Origin of the sequence: Serratia sp. Je.1.23.a (genome assembly GCF_051129805.1) — a bacterium.
GTDB classification, from domain to species: domain Bacteria; phylum Pseudomonadota; class Gammaproteobacteria; order Enterobacterales; family Enterobacteriaceae; genus Serratia; species Serratia liquefaciens.
The window spans coordinates 629520-642186 of record NZ_JBCPSR010000002.1 but is presented as its reverse complement, the minus strand read 5'-3'; the positions used below and the strand labels follow the sequence as shown (position 1 = coordinate 642186).

Genomic DNA, 12667 nt, shown 5'->3' with positions numbered 1-12667 from the left:
CTCTCGATGAAAATTATTCACGCTTGCGGCTAAAACATTGTGTGAAAAGAGGGTTGACTTTATTCTCGCGAACCAGTTAACTAGTACACAAGTTCAGGGCGATACCCTGGTTGGATGATAAACAAGAGAGCACAGAAATGAATAAGCAAACTTCTCTTCTTCGTTGGTGGCGTACCTCCCTTTCGCGGGCGGTGTAATCACGCATACCTGTCATCTGACACTGCAGATTCCCTAAGCCCGCTGGTAACGCGGGCTTTTTTATGGACAAATTTTAACTGGAAGACCCAAGATGAACATCAAACCACAGCTTAAATTACTGAAGGCGGAGGCCAGTTACCGGGGCGATCCGACCACTATTTTCCACCAGTTGTGTGGCGCGCGTCCGGCGACCTTGCTGTTGGAATCCGCTGAAATCAACAGCAAGCAAAACCTGCAAAGCCTGCTGGTGATCGACAGTGCCCTGCGTATCACCGCACTGGGTCGTATCGTCACCCTGCAGGCGCTGACCGCCAACGGTGCGGCAATGCTGCCGCTGCTGGATGAGGCGCTGCCGCCTGAAGTACAGATTCAGGTGCGTCCTAACGGCCGGGAACTGACTTTCCCGCCGATTGACGCTATCCAGGATGAAGACGCTCGCCTGCGGTCGCTGTCGGTATTTGACGCGCTGCGCACCCTGCTAACATTGGTGGATTCTCCCGCCGACGAACGTGAAGCCGTCATGCTTGGTGGCCTGTTTGCTTACGATTTGGTCGCCGGCTTCGAAGACCTGCCGGCACTGCGTCAGGATCAGCGCTGCCCGGACTTCTGCTTCTATTTGGCGGAAACCCTGTTGGTGCTGGATCACCAACGCGGCGTCGCCCGTCTGCAGGCCAGCGTATTCACGGCCGACCCGACCGAGGAGCAACGCTTGCAACTGCGCCTGGAACAGCTGCAGGTTCAATTGAAACAGACGCCGCAACCCATCCCTCACCAGAAGCTGGAAAACATGCAGCTGAGCTGCAACCAGACCGATGAAGAATACGGTGCCGTGGTCAGCGAGCTGCAACAAGCCATTCGTCAGGGTGAAATTTTCCAGGTGGTGCCGTCGCGTCGTTTCTCACTGCCCTGCCCGGCCCCGCTGGCCGCGTATCAGACGCTGAAAGACAACAACCCAAGCCCCTATATGTTCTTTATGCAGGATGACGAGTTCACCCTGTTCGGCGCGTCGCCGGAAAGTGCCTTGAAATACGACGCCAACACCCGCCAGATTGAAATCTACCCGATTGCCGGTACCCGCCCACGCGGTCGTCGTGCCGACGGTTCACTGGACCTGGATCTGGACAGCCGTATCGAGCTGGAAATGCGTACTGACCATAAAGAACTGGCTGAGCACCTGATGCTGGTCGATCTGGCGCGAAACGATCTGGCGCGCATCTGCCAGGCCGGCAGCCGCTACGTGGCCGATCTGACCAAAGTGGACCGCTACTCTTTCGTAATGCACCTGGTTTCCCGTGTGATCGGCACCTTGCGCGCCGACCTTGACGTGCTGCACGCCTATCAGGCCTGTATGAACATGGGCACGTTGAGCGGAGCACCTAAAGTGCGCGCCATGCAGCTGATCGCCGCTTCCGAAGGCACCCGTCGTGGCAGCTACGGCGGCGCAGTGGGTTACTTCACCGCCACCGGTGATTTGGATACCTGTATTGTCATCCGTTCCGCGTATGTTGAAGACGGCATTGCCACCGTGCAAGCCGGTGCCGGCGTAGTGCTGGATTCTGTACCACAGGCGGAAGCCGATGAAACCCGTAATAAGGCACGTGCCGTGCTGCGCGCCATTGCCAGTGCGCACCAGGCCAAGGAGGTGTTCTGATGGCCGATATCTTACTGCTCGATAACGTTGATTCCTTTACCTACAACCTGGTCGATCAGCTGCGCGCCAGCGGCCACCAGGTGGTGATTTATCGCAACCAAATTTCTGCCGAGGTGATTATCGAGCGCCTTCAGCAGCTGACCCAGCCGGTGCTGATGCTGTCTCCTGGCCCGGGCACACCGGCCGAAGCCGGCTGCATGCCGGAGCTGTTGCAGCGCCTGCGCGGCCAGTTACCCATTATCGGCATCTGTCTGGGCCATCAGGCAATCGTCGAAGCCTATGGCGGGCACGTCGGCCAGGCCGGGGAAATCCTGCATGGCAAGGCGTCGGCCATCAGCCACGATGGCGAAGGGATGTTTGCCGGTATGGTGAACCCACTGCCGGTAGCCCGTTATCATTCCCTGGTCGGCAGCAATATCCCGGCCGAACTCACCGTTAACGCCCACTTCGGCGACATGGTGATGGCAGTTCGTCATGACAAGCATCGCGTATGCGGTTTCCAGTTCCATCCGGAATCTATCCTGACCACTCACGGCGCGCGTTTGCTTGAGCAAACTCTGGCCTGGGCGCTGGCGAAATAACGAGAGGAAACGACGATGCAAACTATTCTTGAAAAACTGTACCGCTCAGAGTCGATGAACCAGCAGGAAAGCCAGCAGTTGTTCAGCGCCATTGTTCGCGGTGAGCTGGAGCCAAGCCAGTTGGCCGCGGCGCTGATCAGCATGAAAATTCGCGGCGAACGTCCGGAAGAGATCGCCGGCGCGGCTAAAGCGCTGCTGGCCGATGCCCTGCCGTTCCCGCGCCCGGACTACCCATTTGCCGATATCGTCGGCACCGGCGGGGACGGCACCAACAGCATTAATATTTCCACCGCCAGCGCCTTTGTGGCGGCCGCGTGCGGCGCCAAAGTGGCAAAACACGGTAACCGCAGCGTTTCCAGTCGGTCAGGATCATCCGATCTGCTGGCGGCGTTCGGCATTCGTCTGGATCTGCCAGCGGAACAGGCGCGCCAAGCGCTGGATGACCTGGGCGTCTGCTTCCTGTTTGCGCCGCAGTATCACACCGGTTTCCGCCATGCGATGCCGGTACGTCAGCAGTTGAAAACCCGTACGGTATTCAACGTACTTGGCCCGCTGATCAACCCGGCGCGTCCGCCGCTGGCGCTGATCGGCGTTTATAGCCCGGAGTTGGTGCTGCCGATTGCCGAAACCCTGCGCGTGCTGGGTTACCAACGAGCCGCTGTTGTGCACGGCGGTGGCATGGATGAAGTGGCGATCCACACCGCGACCCACGTGGCCGAGCTGAACAACGGCGAAATTGAAAGCTATCAGCTGACGCCAGAATCCTTCGGGCTGCAACGCTACCCGCTGGAGGCCCTGCTGGGCGGTTCGCCGGAAGAAAATCGTGACATTCTGGCAAGGTTGTTACAAGGTAAAGGTGACCCGGCGCACGCCGCTGCGGTGGCCGCTAACGTGGCGCTGCTGCTGAAGTTATTCGGGCATGAAGACCTGCGCCAAAACGCGCAGCAGGCACTGGACATGATTCACAGCGGGAAAGCTTACGAGCGCGTAACCGCACTGGCAGCAAGAGGATAAATGATGCAGGAAACCGTGCTCAACAAGATTGTTCGTGATAAAGCGCAATGGGTCGCAGCACGACAGCAACAACAGCCACTGGCCAGTTTTCAAAATGAAATCGTCCCCAGCGAGCGTGGCTTTTATCACGCGCTGCAGGGTGCCAGAACGGCGTTTATTCTTGAATGTAAAAAGGCATCCCCTTCCAAAGGACTAATCCGCGAGAATTTCGATCCCGTGGAAATTGCTTCGGTCTACAAAGATTTCGCCTCGGCGATCTCGGTGTTGACCGATGAAAAATACTTCCAGGGCAGCTTCGACTTCCTGCCGCTGGTCAGCAAGACGGTGACACAGCCGGTGCTGTGCAAAGACTTTATTATCGACCCGTATCAGATCTATCTGGCGCGCTTCTATCAGGCCGACGCCATTCTGCTGATGCTGTCCGTGCTGAACGACGATCAGTACCGTCAATTGGCTGCGGTAGCGCACAGCCTGAACATGGGCGTGCTGACCGAAGTGATCAGCGAAGAAGAGCTGCAACGGGCCATTGCTTTGGAAGCGCGCGTGGTCGGTATCAATAACCGCGATCTGCGTGACCTGAGTATCGATCTGGATCGCACTCGCCAGTTGGCGCCTCGCGCCCCACACGGGGTGACGGTGATCAGCGAATCCGGCATCAACAATTACGGTCAGATCCGCGAACTGAGCCACTTTGCCAACGGTTTCCTGATTGGCAGCGCATTAATGTCGGAAACCGATCTCCGTGCCGCCGTACGCCGGGTGATCCTGGGCGACAACAAAGTCTGCGGGCTGACCCGTCCGCAGGATGCCAGCGCGGCCTATCAGGCAGGTGCGGTGTATGGCGGACTGATTTTCGTCGGGCGTTCACCGCGCTATGTTGATATCAACCGCGCCCGTGAAGTTATCTCGGGTGCCCCCCTGAAATATGTCGGCGTATTCTGCGACGCGCAGGTAGAGACCCTGGTTAAAACCGTCGAACGCCTGGGGCTGAAAGCGGTGCAACTGCACGGTTCGGAAGATCAGGCCTATATCAGCGCCCTGCGCGCCGAACTGCCTGCCGAGTGCCAGATTTGGAAAGCCTTGAGCGTAAAAGACCATTTACCGCAGCGCGATTTGCAGCACGTTGACCGTTATCTGCTGGATAACGGCGCGGGTGGCACCGGCCAGCGTTTCGACTGGTCGGTACTGCACGGCGAAAACCTGGAAAACGTGATGCTGGCCGGTGGCCTGAGCGCAGACAACTGCGTTGATGCAGCCAAACTCGGCTGTGCCGGGTTGGACTTTAACTCCGGCGTAGAGAGCCAGCCCGGCATTAAGGATCCTGCCCGCCTGGCGGCGGTGTTCCAGACCCTGCGCGCTTACTAATTATGATTAACGGATAATAACGGGAACTAAAATGACGCTGCTTAACCCCTACTTCGGCGAATTTGGTGGCCAATATGTGCCGCAGATTCTGATGCCGGCCTTAAAACAACTGGAAGAAGCCTTTGTCAGCGCCCAGCGCGATCCAGAATTCCAGGCTGAATTTATCGACCTGTTGAAAAACTACGCCGGTCGCCCGACGGCTTTGACGCTGTGCAAAAACCTCACTGCCGGTACCAAAACCAAGCTATATCTGAAGCGTGAAGATCTGCTGCACGGTGGCGCGCACAAAACTAACCAGGTATTGGGTCAGGCGCTGTTGGCCAAGCGCATGGGCAAAACCGAAATCATCGCCGAGACCGGTGCCGGTCAACACGGCGTTGCCTCCGCACTGGCCTGTGCTCTGCTCGGCCTGAAGTGCCGCATTTATATGGGCGCCAAAGATATCGAGCGCCAGTCACCCAACGTCTTCCGCATGCGCCTGATGGGAGCAGAAGTGATCCCGGTGCACAGCGGTTCCTCCACGCTGAAAGATGCCTGTAACGAAGCGCTGCGCGACTGGTCCGGCAGCTACAAAACCGCCCACTATATGCTGGGTACCGCTGCAGGTCCGCACCCGTATCCGACGATTGTGCGTGAATTCCAGCGCATGATCGGCGAAGAAACCAAAGCACAAATGCTGGAACGTGAAGGCCGTCTGCCGGATGCCGTACTGGCCTGCGTTGGCGGTGGCTCGAACGCCATCGGTATGTTTGCCGACTTTATCGACGATACCAGCGTTGGGTTGATCGGCGTTGAACCTGCAGGTTTAGGGATTGAAACCGGCCAGCACGGCGCACCGCTCAAACACGGTCACGTGGGCATCTATTTCGGCATGAAGGCGCCGATGATGCAGACTTCCGAAGGCCAGATCGAAGAGTCCTACTCGATTTCCGCCGGCTTGGACTTCCCTTCAGTCGGGCCGCAACACGCCTATCTGAACAGCATCGGTCGGGCTGAATACGTGTCTATTACCGATGACGAAGCGCTGGACGCTTTCAAAGCGCTGTCGCGTAGCGAAGGGATTATCCCGGCGCTGGAGTCTTCCCATGCTCTGGCGCACGCACTGAAAATGATCCGTGAAACGCCGCAAAAAGAACAGATTCTGGTGGTTAACCTGTCCGGCCGCGGCGACAAAGACATATTTACCGTTCACGACATTCTGAAAGCTCGGGGAGAAATCTGATGGAACGTTACCAACAACTGTTCAACCGTCTGGCAGATAAGAAAGAAGGCGCGTTCGTCCCGTTCGTTACCCTCGGCGATCCGAACCCGGCGCTTTCGTTGCAGATCGTCGATACCCTGGTGGAAGCCGGTGCCGACGCGCTGGAACTGGGCATTCCGTTCTCCGATCCGCTGGCCGATGGCCCAACGATTCAAAGTGCTGCGCTGCGCGCCTTCGCCTCAGGCGTGACGCCAACCCAGTGCTTCGAAATGCTGGCGGCGATCCGCCAGAAACACCCGAGCATTCCTATCGGTCTGCTGATGTACGCCAACCTGGTGTTCCATAAAGGCATCGATGCATTTTACCAACGCTGTGCCGAAGTCGGCGTTGATTCGGTACTGATTGCCGACGTGCCATATGAAGAGTCCGCGCCATTCCGTGCTGCAGCAACGCGCCATGGCATTGCACCTATCTTTATCTGCCCACCCAATGCAGACGACGATTTACTGCGTGAAATATCCTCACACGGCCGCGGCTACACCTACCTGTTGTCTCGTGCGGGCGTCACCGGCACCGAAAGTCGCGCTGAATTGCCACTTCATCACCTGGTGAATAAATTGCGCGAATACCATGCGGCACCGCCGCTGCAAGGGTTTGGCATTTCCGAACCGGCGCAGGTTCGCGATGCGCTGCAGGCCGGTGCTGCCGGGGCGATATCCGGTTCGGCTATCGTTAAAATTATCGAGCAGAATCAAGCTAATCCGACAGAAATGCTGACGAAACTGGCGAGTTTTACGCGTGAAATGAAAGCGGCTACCCGGGCATAAGGCTTCAACGGCGGGTGCAGAAGATTGCGCCCGCCGATAACATCTTGTTTACCCTCAAAGTTGTGCGATTTTTTTTACATCTAAAGTTTGAACAAACCCAATTCTTGTCTCACACTTAGCGTTGCGCGTCGGGCATTTCTTTATTTTTAGGGGTGCACTACGTCTTCAGGTGAAAACCCGAATGTAGTTTCAACAATAACATTGCATGGAGAGTAATTTATGAAGCTATTTAAAACCCTTTCAGTCTTATGCATGGCTGCCGTTGTGGCATTCGCAGTGAGTGCCTGCGCGCCAACAGCGAAATCTGAAGGGACTGGCGGTTATATTGATGACACGGTAGTGACGACCAAGGTGAAGTCAGCGCTGCTGGCGGATAAAACCATCAAATCTACCGAAATCAGCGTCGAGACCTTTAAAGGTCGTGTGCAATTGAGTGGCTTTGTCACTTCGAGCGCCGATGCCAACCGTGCGGTGCAGGTAACTCGTGGCGTAGCGGGTGTGAAATCCGTCGAGAACGTCATGCAGATCAAGTAAAAATAAAACGGAGGCGCTGTATGCGCCTCCCTGTTCCACCGCTATCAGAAACGATAACCTGCCCCGAACATAAATACCCACGGATCCAAACGCGTATCTATGCTGTGATGATTACCGGCCGCATCGTCAAAGCGTGTTTTGGTTTCGATGTTCATCCACCAGACTGACATGTTCAGCATCCAGTGCTCATCCAGGTTGTAATCCAGGCCCGCCTGCGCGGCCACACCCCAGGAGTCTTTCAAACTCAGGTTGCTCAACCCGGCATCTTTGCCGTTGTCGTTGAATTTTTCATCGAAGAAGGTGGTGTAGTTCACGCCCACGCCCAGATACGGACGCAGTTTGTCCTGCTTGTCGCCAAAGTAATACTGCGCCATCAGGCTCGGCGGCAAGTCGTGCACCGTAGCGATATCACCGTTCACGGCGGAACCGTTCAAGCCCACCTTGTGGCGAAACGGCGTTGCGGCCAGCAGTTCGACACCAATATTGTCCGTAACCATATAGCCGAAGGTCAGGCCAAGCTGGGTGTTATTATTGGCGCTGAATGAGCCCTGCCCAAGTACATCATCCGATCCGGCATTTGGTCGTACGGTCGCAGAACCTGCACGGAAAAGAAAATCGCCTGCCTGATGCGCACTTACCAACATAGGGGCCATCATCGCCGCCAATACAACCAGAGTTGTCTTTTTCATTATCCATTCCATTTGTGTGGTTATCATCCAAGGGGAATATACCTACTTACGGGTATTTATGATCCCATCGAGATCACATCTTATGTGTAAAAATTTTAATTCCTACTAAAAACAAGGTTACCTAAGAGACTAATAAATCGAGAATTGATCTGAATCAAAAAACGCTTTTTGTTGCAAATTATTTACATGTTCAAATATCAGTTGCTAAAAAAAATGCCGCTGCGTAATTTCATCTTCCGTGTTGGTTTTGGTTGGTGTCGTAAGGAGTCGGCGGGCAATCAAGATGAGCGAAATTCAAAATCCCTGTGTCAGTTGCGGCGCGTGCTGCGGCTATTTTCGAGTGTCATTCTATTGGGCCGAAGCGGAAGATGGCGGCGGCGTGGTTCCTTTATCCCTAACAGAGCCGTTAACCCCCTTCCTGCGCTGTATGCAGGGGACCAACAGCAAGTCCCCACGCTGCACCGCACTCGACGGCGAAATCGGCAAAGCGGTTTCCTGTTCTATTTATCTTAATCGCCCCAGCCCCTGCCGTGAGTTCGATCAGTCGGGAGAGAATGGCCTGCGTAACGAAGCGTGCGACCGCGCTCGCGAACGTTATGGCCTGCCGCCATTGCCGGTTCCGTTGCCACTTTCTTTACCGATCGCCAAGATCGACGAAGAAATAGCCGTAGTGCAATTCGCGGGGTGCCACAGCGACGTGGAACAGGGTACAATCGCCCACTGATTTTGATTTATCTCTGTTTCTCGATGCCAAGGAGTCTGCATGCCTATCACGGCCAACACGTTGTACCGTGACAGTTTTAATTTTTTCCGTAACCAACTGGCCAGTATTCTGATACTGGCGCTGTTGACCGCGTTCATCTCTGTGATGCTCAATCAGGTTTTCAGCCCTGACATCGAGCAGTTGAAGATTCTGAGCGCAACGGAAGGTGACTTTGCTGCGTCCGCCGGTATGGGGATCCAGGAAATCATTCAACAAATGACGCCTGAGCAGCAGATGGTGTTATTGAAGGTCTCAGCCGCCGCCACTTTCTCTGCGTTAGTGGGTAACGTGCTGCTGGTAGGCGGGATGTTGACGCTGGTTCGCCTGGTTTCTCAGGGGCAACGCCTGAGCGCCCTGCGCGCTATCGGGGCTTCCGCGCCGGAACTGCCGCGTTTGCTGCTGCTGCTGTTTATTTGCACGCTGCTGATCCAACTGGGGCTGACGCTGTTTGTCGTGCCGGGTGTGATTATGGCGATCGCCTTCTCGCTGGCCCCGGTAATCACCACCGCCGACAAGAAAGGCGTGTTCGCGTCGATCAAACTGAGCTGCAGGCTGGCTTTCGCCAATGCGCGCGTGATTGTTCCGGCAATGATGCTGTGGCTGGCAGCCAAACTGCTGGTGCTGTTTATGGTGAGCCACCTGTCGGTGCTGACCCCGAACGTCGCTAGCGTGGTACTGACGGCTCTGAGCAACCTGGTTTCCGCCCTGTTGCTGATTTACCTGTTCCGCCTGTATATGCTGCTGCGCAGCTGATCTTGCGACAGGATGCATAAAAGGCACGCTTCTGCGTGCCTTTTTGTTTATGGGGCCGCGGCTGGTTCCGCCTGCTCCTTGCTTTGAATCAGCTTCAGTGCCAGGTACAAATCCGGTACCAGTATTAATTCCCGATCGCGTCCTACCCGGTTGATGCGGAACCAGCGCGTCAATTCGGTGCGTCGCCCTGCCAACACCAATTTAACGTTACGCTGTAACAAATCACGTTTCAACTCATCAATTGCCGCCAGCACGCTGATATCGGCATGGGTAAAGCTGGCCACGGCGTCCACCACCACCCAACGCGGTTGAAACGGCGTGCTATCCACCAGGTTCAGGATCCGTCGTTTGAAATACGCCACGTTGAAATAGGTCAACGGCGAGTTGAAGCGATACATCATCACCCCAGGCACCGGCTTAATGCCGTTATTGTTGCCCATCGAGTGGATCATGCCTTCGTCATTGACGCCCAACAGCTGCTCCGTCGGGCGGAATACCGTGCGCAAGAACTGCATCAACCCCAGTAATACCGCCAGGCCAATACCGCTGATTACCCCCACCAGCAGTACACAAAGGAAGGTAAACATCGCCAACCTGAAGGCCTGCGCATTGCGGCGCCGCATAATCCAGATACCGCGAATATCCAACAGCGACCAGGCGGCATACATCAGTACCACCCCCAGTCCTGCCACCGGAATAAACTGCAGCGGAGCCATCAGAAACAGCAACACGAAGGCAATCACCCCTGCCGCAATGATCGACACCAGTTGGCTCTTGCCACCGTTGGCGTCATTGACAGCCGTGCGCGAATCCGCCCCGCTGATGGCGAAACCCTGCGATAACGCCGAGACGATGTTCACCAGCCCCAGTGCGCGAAACTCCGCGTCCGCATTGACCTCATAGCCGTTCTTGGCCGCAAAGCTGCGGGCGGTCAGCATCATGCTGACGAAGCTCACGACCGCCAGGTTAAGCGCCGGGATCACCATATCGCGCAGCAAGCCTGGCTGAAAATCCGGCCACTGCACGATCGGCAATACGTCGCTAAAACCGCCTACCGTCACTACGCCGTGCTGCTGCAGCCCACCGGCCCAGGTAACAAAGGCCGCCAAAACGATGGCAAACAGCGGAGCTGGCCAGTTAGGCCGCCATTTTTTGAACCCGATCAGCGTAACCAGGGTCAGCAGCGAAACCGCCATGGTCAATACATCGCTGTGCATCAGATTGCCCGGTAAAGCGTAGATTCGTTCGATCAACTGCGCCGGATGCACGCCGAAACCCAGTACCTTGCCAATCTGATCGACCATGATGGTAATAGCCACCCCGTTGAGCAGCCCGCTGAGTATCGGTCTGGAGAGCAAGTCAGCAAGCGCGCCCAGCTTGAAACGGCTGGCTAACAGACACCAGGCGCCCATCATCGCCGTCATCATGATGGTAAGCTGCCAGTGACGTTCCATGTTGCCCGCCGCCAGCGGCGTCACCACCGCGGCAATGACCGCACAGGTTGCAGCATCCGGCCCGATAATGAGCTGGCGTGAGGAACCGAAGAAGGCATAGGCAACCATCGGGAAAATACAGGAATAAAGCCCCACCACCGGACTAACCCCGGCCAATTCGGCATAGGCAATTGCCACCGGCAAGGCAACGGCGGCAACGGAAAGGCCGGCACGAATGTCCGTTTTAAGCCAACTGCGTTGATACCCTAATAAATGCGTCAAACCGGGCGTTAGCGCCTGGAGAGATTTCCACTGCATAACCTGTTTTCCGTTATAAATTATCCGGCTATTATTGGGCGTATCATGCGATGCCAATGCCGCGCTGGCAATCCACACGCCGCGAACTCGCGACTTCAATCGTAAGTTTATGCAAATTCCTGCTTTCATGGCGGAAATCCGTTGGCCAAACGCCGATAATCAGCGCTTCCCAGCGGTACACAGAACCCGCCAAATCCGGTATAGTCGGCCGATGAACAGATGATGGATTGATTTATGAAGCAGTTTCTTGATTTCCTCCCGCTAATTGTCTTTTTCGCCTTTTATAAGCTCTACGATATTTACGTGGCCTCTGGCGCGCTGATTGTCGCCACCGCCCTGGCACTGGTGTTCACCTGGTTCAAGTACCGCAAAATCGAGAAGATGACGCTGATCACCTTCCTGATGGTGCTGGTGTTCGGCACCCTGACGTTGGTGTTCCATAATGATTTGTTTATCAAATGGAAAGTGACCATCATCTACACGCTGTTCGCGCTGGCACTACTGATCAGCCAACTGGTGCTCAAGAAGCCGTTGGTGCAGCGCATGCTGGGGAAAGAGCTGACGCTGCCGGATAAAGTCTGGAACAACCTCAATCTGGCCTGGGCGGTGTTCTTCCTGGTCTGCGGCCTGGCGAACATCTACGTCGCTTTCTGGCTGCCTCAAAGCGTTTGGGTCAATTTTAAGGTGTTCGGCCTGACCGCGCTGACGCTGGTATTTACCCTGCTAAGCGGTATTTATATTTATCGGCACATGCCGGAAGAACAGAAAAAATAGTTACAAAATTGTTAATGCCCGTAGTCCTTGCTACGGGCAGTATAGTGAAATCCCTTCTTTGATAAGCAGACAGCTATGACTCAACAACGACCTTTACCCAGTGGCGAAATGGTACTGCGCACGCTGGCGATGCCGGCAGATACCAATGCCAACGGTGATATTTTTGGCGGCTGGCTGATGTCGCAGATGGACATCGGCGGCGCTATTCAGGCAAAAGAAATTGCCGAGGGACGCGTAGTAACAGTACGCGTCGATGGTATGACCTTCCTGAAACCTGTCGCCGTGGGTGATGTGGTATGTTGCTATGCGCACTGTATCCGTACCGGGCGCAGTTCTATCACCATCAATATCGAAGTGTGGGTCAAAAAAGTGTCCTCCGCCCCGATAGGCCAGCGTTATCGCGCAACCGAGGCAGTATTTACCTATGTCGCGGTGGACGATGAGGGCAATTCACGGGCCCTGCCCGACGGAAAAATGAATTTCCGTGTAGGTTTCGATGAATAAGCCGTAGCGACAAAATTCGTTTTCAATCAGCCCGATGCATCCCATCGGGCTTTTTTATTGCT

11 protein-coding genes, 1 pseudogene and 1 other annotated feature are annotated in these 12667 nt (G+C 55.6%); of the genes and pseudogenes, 10 read left to right on the top strand and 2 right to left on the bottom strand.

What is annotated here, in order from left to right:
- Nucleotides 1–158: 158 nt before the first annotated feature.
- Nucleotides 159–262 (top strand) — a sequence feature (Trp leader region).
- A 27-nt stretch (nt 263–289) separates the two neighbouring features.
- The 6 genes and pseudogenes from AAZT04_RS10835 to AAZT04_RS10810 all read left to right on the top strand — a co-directional run bounded on the left by AAZT04_RS10835 (nt 290) and on the right by AAZT04_RS10810 (nt 7371).
- The gene (locus AAZT04_RS10835) at nt 290–1849 is read left to right on the top strand and encodes an anthranilate synthase component 1 (RefSeq protein ID WP_404779963.1); all 1560 of its coding nucleotides are present in this window, start codon (nt 290–292) and stop codon (nt 1847–1849) included.
- Nucleotides 1849–3444 (top strand): annotated as a pseudogene (gene trpD, locus AAZT04_RS10830) (bifunctional anthranilate synthase glutamate amidotransferase component TrpG/anthranilate phosphoribosyltransferase TrpD). The gene AAZT04_RS10835 and the pseudogene trpD overlap by 1 nt, the downstream one beginning before the upstream one ends.
- A gap of 3 nt (nt 3445–3447) precedes the next feature.
- Nucleotides 3448–4809, top strand: coding sequence for a bifunctional indole-3-glycerol-phosphate synthase TrpC/phosphoribosylanthranilate isomerase TrpF (gene trpCF, locus AAZT04_RS10825; protein WP_434680253.1), 1362 nt, complete (start codon nt 3448–3450; stop codon nt 4807–4809).
- A 31-nt stretch (nt 4810–4840) separates the two neighbouring features.
- Nucleotides 4841–6031: a tryptophan synthase subunit beta gene (gene trpB, locus AAZT04_RS10820; RefSeq protein ID WP_020827155.1), complete on the top strand. Its 1191-nt coding sequence runs from the start codon at nt 4841–4843 to the stop codon at nt 6029–6031.
- Nucleotides 6031–6837, top strand: coding sequence for a tryptophan synthase subunit alpha (gene trpA / locus AAZT04_RS10815; protein WP_020827156.1), 807 nt, complete (start codon nt 6031–6033; stop codon nt 6835–6837). Before trpB ends, trpA begins: the two co-directional genes overlap by 1 nt.
- A gap of 219 nt (nt 6838–7056) precedes the next feature.
- Nucleotides 7057–7371, top strand: coding sequence for a BON domain-containing protein (locus tag AAZT04_RS10810; protein ID WP_020827157.1), 315 nt, complete (start codon nt 7057–7059; stop codon nt 7369–7371).
- Nucleotides 7372–7415: 44 nt separating this feature from the next.
- Here the strand turns inward: AAZT04_RS10810 and ompW are convergent, their stop codons facing one another.
- Nucleotides 7416–8060, bottom strand: a complete 645-nt coding sequence (ompW, locus tag AAZT04_RS10805) for an outer membrane protein OmpW (RefSeq protein ID WP_334647839.1) — start codon at nt 8058–8060, stop codon at nt 7416–7418.
- A gap of 283 nt (nt 8061–8343) precedes the next feature.
- On the opposite strand from ompW, the gene AAZT04_RS10800 reads away from it, so the two are divergent.
- Entirely contained in the window at nt 8344–8784 is a 441-nt protein-coding gene (locus AAZT04_RS10800) for a YkgJ family cysteine cluster protein (RefSeq protein WP_020827159.1), read from the top strand.
- 39 nt (nt 8785–8823) lie between these two features.
- Nucleotides 8824–9576 carry a YciC family protein gene (locus AAZT04_RS10795; RefSeq protein ID WP_116690350.1) on the top strand — a complete coding sequence of 251 codons (753 nt, stop codon included), beginning with the start codon at nt 8824–8826 and terminating at the stop codon, nt 9574–9576.
- A 47-nt stretch (nt 9577–9623) separates the two neighbouring features.
- On the opposite strand, the gene AAZT04_RS10790 is transcribed toward AAZT04_RS10795, so the two are convergent.
- Complete coding sequence (locus tag AAZT04_RS10790) at nt 9624–11327, bottom strand: SulP family inorganic anion transporter (RefSeq protein ID WP_434679995.1); 1704 nt, start codon at nt 11325–11327, stop codon at nt 9624–9626.
- Nucleotides 11328–11561: 234 nt separating this feature from the next.
- On the opposite strand from AAZT04_RS10790, the gene AAZT04_RS10785 reads away from it, so the two are divergent.
- A complete protein-coding gene (locus AAZT04_RS10785; protein WP_020827162.1) occupies nt 11562–12101 on the top strand; it encodes a septation protein A in 540 nt (179 codons plus the stop codon).
- Nucleotides 12102–12176: 75 nt separating this feature from the next.
- Nucleotides 12177–12605 (top strand): acyl-CoA thioester hydrolase YciA, encoded by a 429-nt coding sequence (gene yciA / locus AAZT04_RS10780; RefSeq protein ID WP_020827163.1) that lies wholly within the window; start codon nt 12177–12179, stop codon nt 12603–12605.
- The last annotated feature ends 62 nt before the right edge of the window (nt 12606–12667 follow it).